The sequence below is a fragment of the Acidovorax sp. GW821-FHT10E03 genome, from assembly GCF_059415205.1.
On record NZ_JBWKMU010000002.1, the window covers coordinates 527,732 to 543,810 of the forward strand.

Sequence of the window (16,079 nt, forward strand, 5' to 3'; positions counted from 1 at the left end):
GCGCAGCGCCTGCCCGGCAGGCCCGACACCTCTTCACGCCTCCTCTTTTCCCGTTTTCTCCGGGCCTGCCCCGGAATGCCCCGTTTTAAGGCTCCCTCATGTCCGACAACGCCAGTACCACCGAATCCACCGCCACGGACTACCGCAGCACCCTGAACCTGCCCGACACCCCCTTCCCCATGCGCGGCGACCTGCCCAAGCGCGAGCCGGGCTGGGTGAAGGAATGGGAAGACAAGGGCCTGTACAAGCGCCTGCGCGACGCACGCTGCGGTTCGCCCAAGTTCATCCTGCACGACGGCCCACCCTACGCCAACGGCCAGATCCACATGGGCCACGCGGTCAACAAGATCCTGAAGGACATGATCACCAAGGCGCGCCAGCTCGAAGGCTTCGACGCGCTGTACGTGCCCGGCTGGGACTGCCACGGCCTGCCGATCGAGAATGCCATCGAGAAGAAACACGGCCGCAACCTGAGCCGCGACGACATGCAGGCCAAGAGCCGTGCGTTTGCCACCGAGCAGATCGCGCAGCAGATGGTGGACTTCAAGCGCCTGGGTGTGCTGGGCGAATGGGACAACCCCTACAAGACCATGAATCCCGCCAACGAGGCGGGCGAAATCCGCGCGTTCAAGCGTGTGATGGAGCGTGGTTTCGTGTACCGGGGCCTCAAGCCCGTGTACTGGTGTTTTGACTGCGGTTCGTCGCTGGCCGAGTTCGAGATCGAATATCAGGACAAGAAGAGCACCACGCTGGACGTGGCGTTCAAGGCGCACGAGCCCGCCAGGCTGGCGGCTGCCTTCGGCCTGCCCGCGCTGGCGAAGGACGCCTTCGTGGTGATCTGGACCACCACCTCTTGGACCATCCCCGCCAACCAGGCGCTGAACCTGAACCCCGAGATCAGCTACGCGCTGGTGGACACCGGCGAACGCATCCTGCTGGTGGCCGAGCCGCTGGTGGCCTCGTGCCTGGAGCGCTATGGCCTCACAGGCAGCGTGCTGGCCACCACCCTGGGCAAGAATCTCGGCGGGCTGGAGTTCGAGCACCCGCTGTACGACGTGAAGAGCGAGGACGGCAGCCAAGGCTACCAGCGCCTGTCGCCCGTGTACCTGGCCGACTACGCCACGGCCGACGATGGCACCGGTATCGTGCACTCCTCGCCCGCCTACGGGCTGGAGGATTTCAACTCCTGCGTGTCCCACGGCCTGGCGCTGGACGACATCCTGAACCCCGTGCAGGGCAACGGTACCTATGCGCCGGACTTCCCGCTGTTCGGCGGCCAGCACATCTGGAAGGCCGTGCCCGTCATCATCGAAGCACTGCGCGATGCCGGCCGCCTGATGGCCACCAAGGAGATCACGCACAGCTACCCCCACTGCTGGCGCCACAAGACGCCGGTGATCTACCGCGCGGCCGCGCAATGGTTCATCCGCATGGACGAAGGCGAAGGCGTCTTCACCCAGCCCGGCATGAAGCCCGCCAAGACGCTGCGCCAGATCGCGCTGGACGCCATCGAGCACACCAGCTTCTACCCCGAGAACGGCAAGACCCGCCTGCACGACATGATCGCCGGGCGGCCCGACTGGTGCATCTCGCGCCAGCGCAGCTGGGGTGTGCCCATCCCGTTCTTCCTGCACAAGGATTCGGGCGAACTGCACCCGCGCACCATGGAAATCATGGACCAGGCGGCCGACATCGTGGAAAAGGGCGGCATCGAGGCCTGGAGCCGCGTGACGCCCGAGGAAATCCTGGGCGCCGAGGACGCGGCCTGCTACACCAAGAGCACCGACATCCTGGAGGTGTGGTTCGACTCGGGCTCCACGTTCAGCCATGTGCTGCGAGGCACGCACCCCGACGTGCACCACGACACGGGCCCCGAGGCCGACCTGTACCTGGAAGGCCACGACCAGCACCGCGGCTGGTTCCACAGCTCCCTGCTCTTGGCATCGGCGCTGGAAGGCCGCGCGCCCTACCGGGGCCTGCTGACCCACGGCTTCACCGTGGACAGCCAGGGCCGCAAGATGAGCAAGTCGCTGGGCAACGGCATCGATCCGCAGGAGATCAACAAGAAGCTGGGCGCCGAGATCATTCGCCTGTGGGTGGCCGCCAGCGACTACTCCGGCGACATCGCGGGGGACGAAAAGATCCTGGCCCGTGTGGTGGATGCCTACCGCCGCATCCGCAACACGCTGCGCTTCCTGCTGGCCAACGTGAGCGACTTCGACCCGGCCAAGGACGCCGTGCCGTTCGACCAGATGCTGGAGATCGACCGTTACGCGCTCACCCGCGCATCCGAGTTCCAGGCCGAGGTGCTGGCGCACTACAAGGTGTACGAGTTCCACCCCGTGGTCGCCAAGCTGCAGCTGTACTGCTCGGAAGACCTGGGCGGGTTCTATCTGGACGTGCTCAAGGACCGCCTGTACACCACCGCGCCCAAGAGCCTGGCGCGCCGCAGCGCGCAGACCGCGCTCTACCAGATCACGCATGCCATGCTGCGCTGGATGGCGCCGTTCCTGTCCTTCACGGCCGAAGAGGCCTGGAAGGTGTTCGGCCAGTCCGACTCCATCTTCGTGGAAACCTATGGCTCCATCGCCGGGGCCGACGAGGGCCTGCTGGCCAAGTGGGGGCGCCTGCGCGAGATCCGCGATGCGGTGAACAAGGAGATCGAGGCGCTGCGCGCCGCCGGCCAGGTGGGCTCTTCGCTGCAGGCCGTGGTCACCCTCACGGCCGCGCCCGAAGACCATGCGCTGCTGGCCAGCCTGGGCGACGACCTGAAGTTCATCTTCATCACCTCTGCTATTGAATTGGTAGCTGGTAGCGCACTGCAGATCAGCGTCAAGCCCAGTTCCGATGCCAAATGCGAGCGCTGCTGGCACTATCGCCCCGACGTGGGGCAGGATGCCGCGCACCCCACCATCTGCGGCCGCTGCACCAGCAACCTCTACGGGGACGGCGAAAGCCGGGCGCACGCGTGATGGCGCGCGGCGCGGCACTGGCGGGGCGCTCCGGCGCGGGCATGTGGCCCTGGCTGGCCTGGGCCGTGGTGCTTCTGGTGGCCGACCAGATCACCAAGACCTGGATCATCCAGAACTACCAGCTGGGCGATGCCACGTTCATCACCAGCTTCTTCAACATCGTGCGGGCGCACAACACCGGCGCGGCGTTCTCCTTCCTGCGCGATGCGGGCGGATGGCAGCGCTGGCTGTTCACCGGCATCGGCGTGGCGGCCACGATCTTCATCGTGTGGCAACTGCGTGCGCACCCGGGCCAGAGGCTGTTCAGCTTCGCGCTGTCCAGCATCCTGGGGGGCGCGGTGGGCAACGTGGTGGACCGGCTGATGCACGGCTACGTCGTGGACTTCCTGGATTTCCACTGGAATTTCCTCGCCGGGATCTTCCACGGCGGCCATTTCCCGGCCTTCAACCTGGCGGACACGGCCATCAGCGTGGGGGCCGCCTGCCTGATCCTGGATGAGCTGCTCAGAGCGCGGCGCGCGCGCTGAAGCAACACCCCCGCCCCCTGCATCCCAGGCCCGCCGCGCGCGGGCCTTTTGCCAGGCGAAAGGCGGGGAGCGGGTTCACCGGCAGGGGCCTGCCCCACCTGTGTAGTGCCCGTGCGGCAGGCGCCACACGCCGTGCCCCGCCCGGCAAAACCCGGACTGCTATCCATGCTATGGAATCGGGAGTATGCTTATATGTCAGTTTTGTGACAAATGACGGAGGGGTGCCTTGCCCGCGCCCGCCCCGCCCCGGAAGCCGCGCCGCCCGGCACCGCAGACCCGTCTGCCCTGGCCTCCGGGCACAAAAGTGAACACGCCACCCTGGCCATGGGCGCATGATGTGCCCTGCGTCCGCCGTGGGCCAGGCGCCGCGTTTGCGCACGTCACAAGAAGAAGAAACAACGGTTTTCCATGAAGCATCTCTTGAATCTCCTGGCAGCGGTGTCGCTGCTGATCTGGGGCACCCACCTGGTGCGCACCGGCATCCTGCGCGTATTCGGCGCCAACCTGCGCCAGCTGATCGCGCACAGCGTCAGCAACAGGTTCACGGCCGTGCTGTCGGGCATCGGGGTGACCGCCGTGGTGCAGTCGAGCACCGCCACGGCGCTGATCGTGTCGTCCTTCGTGGGCCAGGGCCTGGTGGGCCTGCCCGCCGCGCTGGCCGTGATGCTGGGCGCCGACGTGGGCACCAGCGTGATGGCCGTGGTGTTCTCCATGGACCTGTCCTGGCTCTCGCCGCTGTTCATCTTCGCGGGGGTGGTGCTGTTCATCTCGCGCAAGGACACGGCGGCCGGCCGCGTGGGCCGGGTGCTGATCGGCCTGGGCCTGATGCTACTGGCGCTGCGCCTGATCACCGAGTCCACCACCGTGCTGACCCAGTCGCCCACCGTGCGCACGCTGCTCTCCGCGCTCACCAGCGACCTGCTGCTCGAGATTTTCACGGGCTCGGTGCTCGCCATCGTGGCCTATTCCAGCCTGGCCACGGTGCTGCTCACCGCGGCCCTGGCGGGCTCGGGCGGCATCCCGCCCGACGTGGCGCTGGGCCTGGTGCTGGGCGCCAACCTGGGCAGCGGCGTGCTGGCGGTGCTGACCACGCTCAAGGCCGACGTGCAGACGCGGCAGGTGCCGCTGGGCAACCTGATCTTCAAGATCATCGGCGTGGTCATCATGACGCCGCTCACGGGGCTGTGGCTGCAGCACGTGCGGCCCTACGTGCCGGAAATCGCGACGCTGGTGGTGCTGTTCCATCTGGCGTTCAACATGGTGGTGGGCATCATCTGCATCGGCCTGACCGGCACGGTGGCCCGCGCGGTGCAGCGCCTGCTGCCGCAGGAGAAGACCCAGGCCGCGGCGGGCACGCGCCCCCAGCACCTGGACCCTTCCGCCCTGGCCACGCCCTCGCTGGCCATCTCCTGCGCCGCGCGCGAGGCCCTGCACCAGGCCGACGTGGTCGAGTCCATGCTGCTGGGCCTGCACAAGGTGATCCGCACGGACGACCTCAAGCTCGCACAGGACCTGCGCAAGCTCGACGACGAGGTGGACGGCCTGTACTCGGCCATCAAGTACTACATGACCAAGATCTCGCGCGAGGCGCTGGATGAGCGCGAGGGCCGCCGCTGGGCCGACATCATCAGCTTCACGATCAACATGGAGCAGATCGGCGACATCATCGAGCGCGTGCTGATCGACATCGAGGACAAGAAGATCAAGAAGGGCCGCCAGTTCTCCGAGGCCGGCATGGAAGAGATCAACGAGCTGCACGCGCGCCTGATCGACAACCTGCGCCTGGCGATGAGCGTGTTCCTCAACGGCAGCGTGCGCGATGCGCAGAAGCTGCTGGAGGAGAAGGCCCGCTTCCGCGACCTGGAGCACGCGTATTCGGCCACCCACCTGGCGCGCCTGTCCGACAACACGGTGCAGAGCATCGAGACCAGCTCGCTGCACATCGACCTGATCAGCGAGCTCAAGCGCATCAACTCGCTGCTGTGCTCGGTGGCCTACCCGATCCTGGAGTCGGCGGGCGCGCTGGCGCCCAGCCGCCTGAGGGCCATGGTGGACCAGGCCTGAGGCGGCGGCTTGCGCCCACGGCGGCCCGCCGCCCGGGCACAGGGGGCAGCGCCCGCAAGGGCCGCCGCGTCAGGCGCCCAGAAAGCCCGCGATCACCAGTCCGGCTTCCAGGGTGAACGCCCCTTGCGCCACCTGTTCGCGCAGGCTGTCGAGGGAAAGCAGATCAAACCGCTCGACCTCCCCGTCCTGGTTGCAGGGCTCCAGGCCGTCGGGCACCTGGGCGCGGAACCAGTCGATGCGCTCCACCATGAAGCCCACGCCCCCGCCCTCGCGGCTGGGCCGGCTGAACAGCACGTGGCCGCCGTGCGCCACGCCCGCCAGGGCTTCGATGCGCAGCCCGGCCTCCTCCCAGGTCTCGCGCGCCAGCGCCTGCGGCAGGGTGTCGGCGGCCGCCACCATGCCGCCCATCAGCGTATCCCACAGGCCCGGGTTGTTGGGCTTGGTCAGCGCCCGCTTTTGCACCCACATGCGGCCGTCCGGGGCCAGCCCCACCAGGTGCACGGCCCGCGTGGCGATGCCCAGCACGCGCACGGCGCCGCGCTCCACGGTGGCCACCACGTCGCCCTGCGGATTACACACGGCCAGTTGCTCATTGCGCCAGGGGCCGCACCGGCCGGCGCCCCGCAGCACCGCCGCCAGGGCGTTGAGCGCCTCGGTGGCCCCTCCCGGGGGCGATTGCAGGTGCCAGGCGGGTGCCCCCTGATGCTCTGTTTTTGATAGCTCGAAGCGCTTGTCGATGGCGCGCGAGGCACCAATCTGCTCCAAGAACCCTTCGGCCACCGAGCCCACCACCTGCCCGGCCGCCAGCAAGGCCTGGCGGGACTGGGCGGCGGGCTGCCGCGCGGCCTGCCGGGCGCCCGCCAGCCAGTGCCCGAACGGCGTGCTGCCGTGCGCCGCGCTCACAGCGTGAGGATGGTGGAGCCGGTGGTCTTGCGCGCCTCGAGGTCGCGGTGCGCCTGCTGCACCTGCGCGAGCGGGTAGCGCTGGTCGATGTGAATCACGACCTGCCCGCTGGCCACCACGCTGAACAGATCGTCCGCCATGGCCTGCGTGCTCTCGCGCGTGGCGATGTGGGTGAACAGTGTCTGGCGCGTGACGTACAGCGAGCCCTTGGCGCCCAGCGCGCCCGGAGCGAACGGCGGCACGGGGCCCGATGCATTCCCAAAGCTGGCCATGAGGCCAAAGGGGCGCAGGCAGTCGAGGGACTTGTCCCACGTGTCCTTGCCCACCGAGTCGTACACCACCTTCACGCCCTGGCCGGCGGTGATCTCTTTCACGCGGGCCGCGAAGTCCTCGGTGTTGTAGTTGATCGCATGGGCCGCGCCATTGGCCAGCGCGAGCTGGCACTTGGCGTCCGAGCCCGCCGTGGCGATGAGGGAGAGCCCGAGCGCCCTGGCCCACTGCGTGGCGATCAGCCCCACCCCGCCGGCGGCGGCGTGGAACAGCACGTGGTCGCCGGCCTGCAGGCCTTGCACGGGCAGCGTCTTCTTGAGCAGGTACTGCGCGGTCAGGCCCTTGAGCATCATGGCCGCGCCGGTTTCGAAGCTGATCGCGTCGGGCAGCCGGCACACGCACCTGGCGGGCATCACGCGCTGCTCGCAGTAGCTGCCGGGCGGCTGGCTCGCGTAGGCCGCGCGGTCGCCCACCTTCAGGTGCGTGACACCTTCGCCCACGGCCTCGACCACACCGGCGGCCTCCATGCCGATGCCCGCGGGCATGCCGAGCGGGTACAGGCCCGTGCGGTGGTACACGTCGATGAAATTCAGGCCGATGGCGTGGTGGCGGATGCGGATCTCGCCGGGGCCGGGCTCGCCCACGGCGACGTCAACGATGTGGAGTTCTTCGGGACCACCGTGCTGGCGGATCTGGACGGCAAGGCTCATGGCTAACGCTCCTGTAACGGTGAGACAAACGGCGGCCATCCTGCCACGAATCCCGCGAGCCTGCCGCAGGCCGGGCTACTTGCCGGCGGGCACCGCCACGCCGCGATGAGAAGGCCCTGGGCGATGGCGGGTGGGCGTGTGGACGGCCGCGCCGCCCTGGGGCCTTGTGGCCGCGCGCAGCGGGGCGGCACGCGCGCCGTTACAGTCCAGCCCCATGACACAAAAACTCACGCCCGGCACGGCGGCGTTGCTGGTGGTACCGCCGATGCTCTGGGCCGGCAATGCCGTGGTGGGGCGGCTGGTGCACGACCTGATCCCGCCCCTCACCCTCAATTTCATCCGCTGGGTGCTGGCCTTCGGCATCCTGCTGCCCCTCGCGCACGGTGTGCTGCGCAAGGACAGCCCGCTGTGGCCGCACTGGCGCCGCTATGCGCTGCTGGGGCTGCTGGGCATCGGGCTGTACAACGCGTTCCAGTACATGGCCCTGCAGACCTCCACGCCCATCAACGTGACCCTGGTGGGCTCCAGCATGCCGGTGTGGATGCTGGGCGTGGGCGCGCTGTTCTTCGGCGCAGGCGTCACGCGGCGGCAGCTGCTGGGGGCGCTGCTGTCGATCTGCGGCGTGCTGCTGGTGCTCAGCCGTGGCGAATGGGCGCAGCTGATGGCCTTCCGGCTCGTGCCGGGCGACCTGTTCATGCTCCTTGCCACGATTTCATGGGCGTTCTACAGCTGGCTGCTGTCGCGCACCACCGAGCCCACCCGCATCCGCGGCGACTGGGCAGCGTTCCTGATGGCGCAGATGGTGTTCGGGCTCGCATGGTCGGGCAGTTTCGCCGGGGCGGAATGGGCCTCGGGCCGCTCGCACGTCGCATGGGGCTGGCCGCTGGCGGCCGCGCTGGCATTCATCGCGGTGGGGCCCGCGGTGCTGGCCTACCGCTTCTGGGGCGTGGGCGTGCAGCGCGCGGGGCCCGCCGTGGCGGGCTTCTTCGTGAACCTGACGCCCCTGTTCGCCGGCATCCTGTCGGCCGCGTTCCTGGGGGAGACGCCCCAGCTCTTTCATGGCATCGCGTTCGCGCTGATCGTGGGCGGGATCGTGGTGTCCTCTCGCCGATAGCGCCGCTGCGGCGGCCCTACTCCTGCACCCGCAAGGTGCCGGCAGAGGACCCAAAACCCGGTTCTTGCGCCGGGAAGTCCGCCACGGTGGCGTTGTAGTTCACGCCCACCATGTGGCCGTTCAGGTCCGTGAGGTACATGAGGTTGCGGACGTCGGTATCGGCGGCCGGCGCGGTGCTGTCCATGCGCACCCAGGCACGCCCGCCAATGGTGACCAGCGAGGCGTCGCGCATCACCAGGCCCGGGGTGAGCCTGGGCAAGGTTGTTTCCATGGCGGACATGAACGCGGGCAAGGCATCGGGCGTGAGCGGTTTTTGCGCCATGCGCGACCAGGTCACGGCCACGGTGCTGCTGCGCCGGGCGTTGCCCCAGGCGGCCAGCGGCCTGCGCCCGTGCCGGCCGAACTTGGTCTGCAGCTCCTCGTCGGTGAGCGCGGTGTAGCCCGCCGGCGCCTGCAGCCGCAGCGTCCCGCTGGGGGTCTGGACGGCGACGGGCTCGGCGGCGGCCAGGGTGCAGGCAGCGGCTGCGGCACATGCCAGGGTGGCCCATGCAGCCAGGCGCCCGCGCGCCGTGGCGCTGGCGGCGGGTCGGGTGTGCGGAGAAGGGTGCATATCGGACCTCGCCATCAGCACAATGGAAAGAGCGAACGGAAGGAACACCATGCGGCCGGCGACTGGCGGCTCAGTCCGCCGCGCCGCCGGCGGCCGGGGGCGAGGTGGCGGCCTGGGCGGCCTGGGTGGCCTCGGCGGCGTTCTGCAGCAGGACTTCCAGGTCGGCCACGGGCCCGGGCATCCCGAGCAGGTAGCCCTGGAAGAGCTGGCAGCCATAGTCCGCCAGCAAGGTCTTCTGCGCCGGGGTTTCCACGCCTTCGGCGATCACATCGAGCTCCAGGTTGCGGGCCATGCCGATGATGGTCTGCACGATCACGTCGTCGGTGTGCCGCACGCCCAGGTTGTGCACGAAGGACTGGTCGATCTTGAGCTGGTCCAGAGGCAGGCGCGTGAGGTAGGCGAGCGACGAGTAGCCCGTGCCGAAATCGTCCACGGAGAAGCGCACGCCCTTGGTCTTGAGCAGGCCCATCTTGGCGACGGTGTCGTCCACGTTGTCCAGCACCAGCGACTCGGTGAGTTCCAGCTTGAGCAGGTGGGGCCGCGCGCCGGTTTCCCGCAGCACCTCGACGACACGGGCCACGAAATCGCGCTGGCGGAACTGGCGGGCGCTCACGTTGACCGACAGCTGCACATGCCGGTAGCGGGCATCGTTCTGCCACGCCGCCAGCTGCTCGCAGGCGGTGCGCAGCACCCAGTGGCCCATCGGCACGATGAGTTCGCTTTCTTCCGCCACGCCAATGAAATCACCCGGGGCGATCAGCCCGCGGTCGGGATGGATCCAGCGGATGAGCGCCTCGGCGCCCACGATGCGGCCGTCCAGGTGGAACTGGGGCTGGTAGTGCAGCACGAACTGCCGTGCCGTCAGCGCCGCCTGCAGGTCCCCTTCCAGCTGGGCGCGCACGCTGATGGCGATCTGCATCTGCGGATCGAAGAAGCACAGCGCGTTGCGCCCCTGCGACTTGACCTGGTACATGGCGATGTCGGCCTGCTTGAGCAGATCGACCGAGGGCTGCAGCGCTCCTCCCATCAGCGTGGCGCCGATGCTGGGCGTGCTGTGGTGGGTGTGCCCCCCCAGCGAGTACGGCGCGTTGAGCGTGCGCAGGATTTTTTCGCCCACGCGCCGGGCATGGGCAGCCGCCTCCTCGCTGTGCTGCGACAGCTCGTGCAGCATGACGACGAACTCGTCCCCGCCCAGGCGCGCCACGGTGTCCTCCCGCCGCACACAGGTCTTGAGCCGCTCGGCGACCTGGCGCAGCAGCAGGTCGCCCACTTCGTGGCCCAGGGTGTCGTTCAGGGTCTTGAAGTGGTCGAGGTCCAGGAAGAGCAGCGCGCCGTACTGCCCGCTGCGCAGGCTGGCCGCGATGACCTGCTGCATGCGGTCCATGAGCAGCCGGCGGTTGGGCAGGTTGGTGAGCGGGTCGTAGAAGGCCAGGCTTTCGATCTCGGCACTGGCCCGGCGCAGGGCGGTCACATCGTGGTACGTGATGACCAGCCCCCCTTCGGGCGTGGGCCGTTCGGTGATCTGGATCGTGCGGCCATTGGGCAGCACCTGTTCATGGGGCTCCTGGTGCTGCTTTTGCTTGAGCAGGCGCAGCTCCACCCAGCGCATGCGCTCGTCCTCGCTGGCGCGCGGCAGGTGGTGGCGGGAGGTTTCCTCCATCACGCGCCGGAACGGCACCGTCGGCGCGATCACGCTGCGCAGCCACGGAAATATCTCCTCGAACCGGCTGTTCCACTGCACCACGCGGTACTCGCCGTCGAGCAGCAGGAAGCCGCTCACCATCGACTCCAGCGCCTGGTCCAGCGTGGCCTTGGACTGCGCGATCGCGATGCGCGCCTGGGAGATGCGGTCCAGGTAGCGCAGCGCCAGATTGCCGGCCGCGGCGATCATGGCGACGAACAGCAGCCCCGTGAGCGCGATGGCGTTGCGCTGCTCGCGCCAGCCCGCCAGCGCATCGCGCAGCGGGATGCTCGCGGAAATGCGCAGGTCCTGGTACAGGATGGGCCGGTAGACCACCAGCGCGGGCTCCCCGCTGAGGCGGGCCGGCGCTTTCCATTCCTGGCCCTTTTCCGCGAGTTCGTGGAGCGGCGGACTGAGCGTGGGCGTGATGGACTCCTCGCGGTTGGGCACGCTCAGCAGCAGCAGCCCTCCCGCGCGCTCCAGCGTGACCTGCAGGCCGCTGATGTCCACCCCCTGCACCAGCACCGAACTGAGCGCGCCGACGGGCACCTCCGCCACCGCGACCACGCGGGCGCTGTCGGCCATGCGCAGGTGGCGAGCGAAGTACAGCACGCGCTCGGACGTGGCGAAGCTCACCACCGGCGGGCTGATCATGAGGGTTGAGACGGGCTGCTCCAGCACCGTCGCCAGGAAACCGGGCGGCAACTGCACTGGCAGCGCGCTGCCGGCGGCGTCGGAGGACGCCATCGACTTGCCGTTGGCGTCCAGCAGGGCCACGTAGCGCACCATCAGGTTCTGCCGCGCCGAGCTGCGCAGCCGCTGGCTGGCCAGCTCGGGATCGATCCAGTCGCGCATGGCGCCGGACAGCCCGAGCAGTTCATCCATGCTGGCCAGCAGCACATCCACCGCCAGCAGGGACCGGTTGAGCGCCGCCTCGGCGCCCGCCACGAAGCGCGTGGCCTGGGCTTCGTTGTCGTCCAGCGCCACCTTGCGGGCGTTCCATGCCAGCGCGGCGGAGACCAGCACCACCGCCGCCATGAACACCGCCGCCCCGGCCCATACGAAGGCCTTGATCCGCAGCGGGGTGTTGGACTCACTCATTTCGCGGGGGCCGCCGCCAGGCCGCGGACGGGGCCGATCGTCTGGTTCCACACCTGGGCGCAACGCACCCCGCAGCGCTGCACCCAGCGCGGCAGCACGGTGGAGGCGAGGATCTCGTGCCGGTTGCGCTCGTCCTGCGACGACACCGGCACCACCACCATGCTGCCCTTGCGGCCCCCCACGCAGGCAGGGGCGCCACGGTTGCAGGCCATGCCATCGGAGGTCTCGCGCTCGGACTCTTCCCAGATGGCGGCCTCCAGCCTGGGCAGCTCGCGCCGCAGCAGCGCACGCAGGTCGGGCGGCAGCGCCTCCCAGGCGGCCTGGTTGGCGCCGAAGATGGCCAGCCCCCAGGTCACGGGCAGCGCATGCATGTGCGAGGTGATCGCGGGCAGGCCCAGGGTGTTGCCCGACATGGTGCCGGTGATCGCGCATTCCGTGTTGCCCGCGGTGAGGCTGGGCACGATCTGCGCGAAACCGGTGAGCACCGGCACGCCGCCCAGCGCCCCGACGAAATCGGCCTGCGTGGAGGAGGACACCCGGGTGCGGCGCCCCGCCAGGTCGGCCAGCGCGCGCAGCGGCTTCTTGCAGAACACCACCTGGGCGGGGTACACGTACACCGCCAGGGCCTCCACGCCATGCTGGTCGCGCAGGACCTTCTCCAGGTAGGGCCGGAATGCCGCCAGCGTGGACTTGAGCGTGGCGATGTCGGGATTGAGGCCGGCCAGGTCGGGCGCGGTGTACTCGGGGTACTGGGCCGTGAATGAGCTCATGAGCGTCGTGCCGAAAGGCACCACGCCCAGCTGCAGCAGGCGCAGCATCTCGGCGCCGGGCACGCCGGCCCGGTCAAAGGGCACGATCTCGGCGTCGAACCGTCCGCCGCTCATGCGCAGCAGCTCCTTCGTCCAGAACGGCTCCTCCTGGCGGGTGTACTGGTTGATGCCCGCCAGGCCGCCCACGATGCGCAACTTGTAGGGCGCTGCGGCGGCCGTCGCCGGGGGCGCGGCCGTCTGGCTCATGGCCTGGGGCAGGCCGCCCAGCGCCGCGCATGCCGCGCACAGCAGCACCGCGGCGCGGCGGCGAAGGCGAAACCTCAGAGCGGGCATGGGCTGCATGGGGGGTTCTGGTACTGCAGCCCGCACGCGGAGCGAGGCCATGAACGGAGCGCCTTCGCGCCCTGGGCGCGGCGAAACCCACAGCGGTATCGGCGGATACCGCATGGATTCGCAACGCTGCCCGGGAGGGGAGTGCGCAGTGTCATGTTCCGGTGCTTTCGGGTTGGAGGACTGGGGGCCCCATTCTTCACCAAGTTTTTCCACCCGGAGGAAAAGCTGTCGGCAAAATGCCACGAGGTACCACCGCAGAACCTGCCGCGCGCACAAGAACCCACCGCCCGCGGGTGGCCGGAAAGCACCCCGCGCCGCCTCCCCAGCACGCAGCCCCGGGCGCGCCAGCAGCGTTTTCGACGCGCAGGCTCAGGCAGGCGCCTGCGCCGCCGCCCGGATCAGAAGGTCAGAAAGTGCCCGGGTACGCGCCGCCGTCCGCCAGCACGTTCTGCCCCGTCATGTAGCCCGCCTGCTGGCTGCACAAGAACGCGCAGATGGCTCCGAACTCCTGGGCCGTGCCGTAGCGCCCGGCCGGAATCTGCGCCTGCTGGGCGCTGCGCACGTCGTCCACGCTCTTGCCGGCCTTGCTGGCGGCCGCGTTCACGGTGGCGGCGAGCCGGTCGGTGTCGAACTTGCCGGGCAGCAGGTTGTTGATGGTCACGCCGCGCGCGGCGATCTTGCTGCGCGAGACGCCGGCCACGAAGCCGGTGAGCCCGCTGCGCGCGCCGTTGGACAGGCCCAGGATGTCGATGGGCGCCTTCACGGCGCTGGAAGTAATATTGACGACGCGGCCAAAGCCCCGTGCGGCCATGCCGTCCACCGTGGCCTTGATCAGTTCGATGGGGGTGAGCATGTTGGCGTCCACGGCCTTGATCCATGCGTCCCGGTCCCACTCGCGGAAGTCGCCCGTGGGGGGGCCGCCGGCATTGGTCACCACGATGTCGAAGTCACGCCCTGGCCCGCCGGCCACGGAGAACACGGCCTCCCGTCCGGCGGCGGTGGTGATGTCGGCGGCCACGGCCAGCACCCGTGGCTTTGGCTGATTCTGCCCGCTAGCGCTAGAATTTTGTGCGGCTTCAGCTATCAATTGAGTAGCAGCCTGATCGAGGGCGTCCGCATTGCGGGCGTTGATGACCACATTGACGCCCTCGCGCACCAGGGCCAGCGCACAGCCATAGCCCAGGCCCTTGCTCGCGCCGCACACCAGCGCCCATTTGCCTGCGATACCCAAATCCATAACAATCTCCGGTTCTGACGGCTGCACCCTGCGGCCTTTGAAAACCATCATACGTGGAGAGTTGCAAGATGAACTGGCTGCACCGCGGAGCCCTTGCCGCCTGGCTGGCATTGGCCGCATTGGCGCCCCTGGGCGCGCAAGCGCAGGAGTCCGCCGTGGTCAAGCGCGCCACGCAACTGCGCGACACCCCCGCCGACACTGGTGCGAGCGTGGCGCCCCTGGAGGCCAACACCGTGGTCACCCGCAGCAACGAGCGCAAGGGCCCCTGGACCCGGGTGAGCACGCCGCAGGGCGCGACGGGCTGGGTGCACATGTTCGACCTGGGTCCGCAGTCGGGCTCGGCCGCGCCTTCCAGCAACGCGGCCACGAGCGGCCTGCGGGGCCTGGGCGGTCTGTTCGGCGGCAACAGCGGCCCCACGACCACGGCCACATCCACCGTGGGCATCCGCGGCCTGGGCGCCGAAGACATCGCCAACGCGCAGCCCAACCCGGCCGCCGTCGGCCAGGCGGAGGGCCTGCGGGTGAATGCGGACCAGGCACGCCAGTTCGCGACCACCGCCTCCCTGCAGCCACGCGCCGTGCCGCCACTGGCGGCGCCCCAGCGTCCGTCGTCCAGCGGCAGCCCGGGAGCGACGGGCTCCTCGGCAAATCCTTCCGACCCCAACTTCAGCCCCAACTGAGGAAAGCCGCCATGCGACTGCCCTTTTCCCCTGCCTGCACGCGGCCGCTGGCCGCTGCGTGCGCCGCCCTGGCGCTCACCCTGGTGCCGGTCTGCGGCCATGCCCAGAACGTGATGAACCTGCTCAACTCGCTCGGTGGAGGCACCAGCAGCAGCGGTGGCGGCCTGCTGGGCGCCGTCACCGGCGGCGGCGGCAATGCCGCCCGGGGCGACGACCTCATCAGCCTGCTCACGCGCTCGGTGGAGAGCATCGACGAGCCGAAAGAGATTGAAATCGGCCGCCAGCTCGCCGCCGTGCTGCTGGGCAGCAAACCGCTGCACCCGGACATGGCCCTGCAGCGCTATGTGAACAACCTCGGGCGCTGGATCAGCCTGCAGTCCGAGCGCCCCCAGCTTCCCTGGACCTTCGTCGTGCTGGACGATCCCGGGTACAACGCATTCGCCGCGCCGGGGGGCTACGTGTTCGTGACCAAGGGCCTGATCGACCGCTGCGCGGACGAGGCCGAACTGGCGGGCATCCTCGCCCACGAAATCACGCACGTCACCGCCAGGCACCACCTGCACGCCATGCGCAAGACCGCACAGTCCGGCATGTTCACGCAGCTGGTGGCGTCGCAGATCAAGACCAACGCCGTGGGGAACCTGGTGGCCTCGCAGTTCCTCGCGCTGGGCCGCAACCTGTATGCGCGCGGCCTGGACCAGGCCGACGAGTACGACGCGGACCGCACCGGCGTGGCCCTGGCCACGCGCGCGGGCTTCGATCCGTATGGGCTGGTGGCGGTGCTGCAGCAGCTGCGCACGGCCGCGCCCGACAACCCCATGTTCACGCTGGCCCTGGCCACCCATCCGCCCGCCCAGGCACGGCTGGAGCAGCTGGAGCTGGCCATGGGCAAGAACCTGGATGGCTTCATGGGCGTGGCGCCCGTCACGGTGGCGCAGCGCCTCAACCCCCAGCCTTCGGCGGCCTCTGGCCCCGCCGCCGCGGCGCCAGGCGCGGTGAATCCGGCGGCGGCGCCCGCCCGCAAGCCCGCGCCGCCTGCGCGGAAAAAGACCTCGTAGCGGAGCGAGGTCCGGGGCGCCCAAAAGGTGTGCCCGCGCGGCGGGACAA

The 16,079-nt window shown here is 69.4% G+C and carries 12 protein-coding genes; 6 read left to right on the forward strand and 6 right to left on the reverse strand.

The window, feature by feature from the left end; translation table 11 throughout:
• Positions 1 to 98 precede the first annotated feature (98 nt).
• From ileS to AC07OD_RS05590, 3 genes are all read left to right on the forward strand, one after another.
• Positions 99 to 2,972: an isoleucine--tRNA ligase gene (gene ileS / locus AC07OD_RS05580; protein WP_494595545.1), complete on the forward strand. Its 2,874-nt coding sequence runs from the start codon at positions 99 to 101 to the stop codon at positions 2,970 to 2,972.
• The gene (gene lspA / locus AC07OD_RS05585) at positions 2,972 to 3,499 is read left to right on the forward strand and encodes a signal peptidase II (protein WP_218340276.1); all 528 of its coding nucleotides are present in this window, start codon (positions 2,972 to 2,974) and stop codon (positions 3,497 to 3,499) included. The genes ileS and lspA overlap by 1 nt, the downstream gene beginning before the upstream one ends.
• Before the next feature lie 408 nt (positions 3,500 to 3,907).
• Positions 3,908 to 5,563 carry a Na/Pi cotransporter family protein gene (locus tag AC07OD_RS05590; protein WP_218295750.1) on the forward strand — a complete coding sequence of 552 codons (1,656 nt, stop codon included), beginning with the start codon at positions 3,908 to 3,910 and terminating at the stop codon, positions 5,561 to 5,563.
• Between the two features lie 69 nt (positions 5,564 to 5,632).
• On the opposite strand, the gene AC07OD_RS05595 is transcribed toward AC07OD_RS05590, so the two are convergent.
• Together AC07OD_RS05595 and AC07OD_RS05600 are read right to left on the reverse strand one after the other, a co-directional pair.
• Entirely contained in the window at positions 5,633 to 6,466 is an 834-nt protein-coding gene (locus AC07OD_RS05595) for an NUDIX hydrolase (RefSeq protein WP_218295751.1), read from the reverse strand.
• A complete protein-coding gene (locus tag AC07OD_RS05600; RefSeq protein WP_218295752.1) occupies positions 6,463 to 7,446 on the reverse strand; it encodes a quinone oxidoreductase family protein in 984 nt (327 codons plus the stop codon). The genes AC07OD_RS05595 and AC07OD_RS05600 overlap by 4 nt, the downstream gene beginning before the upstream one ends.
• A 214-nt stretch (positions 7,447 to 7,660) precedes the next feature.
• Here AC07OD_RS05600 and AC07OD_RS05605 point away from each other — a divergent pair, with 214 nt between their 5' ends.
• Positions 7,661 to 8,560: a DMT family transporter gene (locus tag AC07OD_RS05605; RefSeq protein WP_218295753.1), complete on the forward strand. Its 900-nt coding sequence runs from the start codon at positions 7,661 to 7,663 to the stop codon at positions 8,558 to 8,560.
• Positions 8,561 to 8,576: 16 nt separating this feature from the next.
• On the opposite strand, the gene AC07OD_RS05610 is transcribed toward AC07OD_RS05605, so the two are convergent.
• The 4 genes from AC07OD_RS05610 to AC07OD_RS05625 all read right to left on the reverse strand — a co-directional run bounded on the left by AC07OD_RS05610 (position 8,577) and on the right by AC07OD_RS05625 (position 14,292).
• Positions 8,577 to 9,170, reverse strand: coding sequence for a hypothetical protein (locus AC07OD_RS05610; protein WP_492245902.1), 594 nt, complete (start codon positions 9,168 to 9,170; stop codon positions 8,577 to 8,579).
• A gap of 70 nt (positions 9,171 to 9,240) precedes the next feature.
• A complete protein-coding gene (locus AC07OD_RS05615) occupies positions 9,241 to 11,952 on the reverse strand; it encodes a bifunctional diguanylate cyclase/phosphodiesterase (RefSeq protein WP_255591084.1) in 2,712 nt (903 codons plus the stop codon).
• Positions 11,949 to 13,064, reverse strand: a complete 1,116-nt coding sequence (locus AC07OD_RS05620; RefSeq protein ID WP_492910537.1) for a TRAP transporter substrate-binding protein — start codon at positions 13,062 to 13,064, stop codon at positions 11,949 to 11,951. Before AC07OD_RS05620 ends, AC07OD_RS05615 begins: the two co-directional genes overlap by 4 nt.
• 397 nt (positions 13,065 to 13,461) lie before the next feature.
• The gene (locus tag AC07OD_RS05625; protein ID WP_494595550.1) at positions 13,462 to 14,292 is read right to left on the reverse strand and encodes an SDR family oxidoreductase; all 831 of its coding nucleotides are present in this window, start codon (positions 14,290 to 14,292) and stop codon (positions 13,462 to 13,464) included.
• 68 nt (positions 14,293 to 14,360) lie between these two features.
• Between AC07OD_RS05625 and AC07OD_RS05630 the strand changes: the two genes are divergently transcribed.
• On the forward strand, positions 14,361 to 14,972 hold the full coding sequence (locus AC07OD_RS05630) for an SH3 domain-containing protein (protein ID WP_218295756.1): 612 nt from the start codon (positions 14,361 to 14,363) through the stop codon (positions 14,970 to 14,972).
• 11 nt (positions 14,973 to 14,983) lie between these two features.
• Complete coding sequence (locus AC07OD_RS05635; protein WP_494595552.1) at positions 14,984 to 16,030, forward strand: M48 family metalloprotease; 1,047 nt, start codon at positions 14,984 to 14,986, stop codon at positions 16,028 to 16,030.
• Positions 16,031 to 16,079: the final 49 nt, after the last annotated feature.

What these genes read in the sequence shown, in the direction of transcription:
- ileS (WP_494595545.1), top strand. Translation starts at nt 99, where the DNA reads ATGTCCGACAACGCCAGTACCACCGAATCCACCGCCACGGACTACCGC.
- lspA (WP_218340276.1), top strand. Translation starts at nt 2,972, where the DNA reads ATGGCGCGCGGCGCGGCACTGGCGGGGCGCTCCGGCGCGGGCATGTGG.
- AC07OD_RS05590 (WP_218295750.1), top strand. Translation starts at nt 3,908, where the DNA reads ATGAAGCATCTCTTGAATCTCCTGGCAGCGGTGTCGCTGCTGATCTGG.
- AC07OD_RS05600 (WP_218295752.1), bottom strand. Translation starts at nt 7,446, where the DNA reads ATGAGCCTTGCCGTCCAGATCCGCCAGCACGGTGGTCCCGAAGAACTC.
- AC07OD_RS05605 (WP_218295753.1), top strand. Translation starts at nt 7,661, where the DNA reads ATGACACAAAAACTCACGCCCGGCACGGCGGCGTTGCTGGTGGTACCG.
- AC07OD_RS05610 (WP_492245902.1), bottom strand. Translation starts at nt 9,170, where the DNA reads ATGCACCCTTCTCCGCACACCCGACCCGCCGCCAGCGCCACGGCGCGC.
- AC07OD_RS05615 (WP_255591084.1), bottom strand. Translation starts at nt 11,952, where the DNA reads ATGAGTGAGTCCAACACCCCGCTGCGGATCAAGGCCTTCGTATGGGCC.
- AC07OD_RS05620 (WP_492910537.1), bottom strand. Translation starts at nt 13,064, where the DNA reads ATGCAGCCCATGCCCGCTCTGAGGTTTCGCCTTCGCCGCCGCGCCGCG.
- AC07OD_RS05625 (WP_494595550.1), bottom strand. Translation starts at nt 14,292, where the DNA reads ATGGATTTGGGTATCGCAGGCAAATGGGCGCTGGTGTGCGGCGCGAGC.
- AC07OD_RS05630 (WP_218295756.1), top strand. Translation starts at nt 14,361, where the DNA reads ATGAACTGGCTGCACCGCGGAGCCCTTGCCGCCTGGCTGGCATTGGCC.
- AC07OD_RS05635 (WP_494595552.1), top strand. Translation starts at nt 14,984, where the DNA reads ATGCGACTGCCCTTTTCCCCTGCCTGCACGCGGCCGCTGGCCGCTGCG.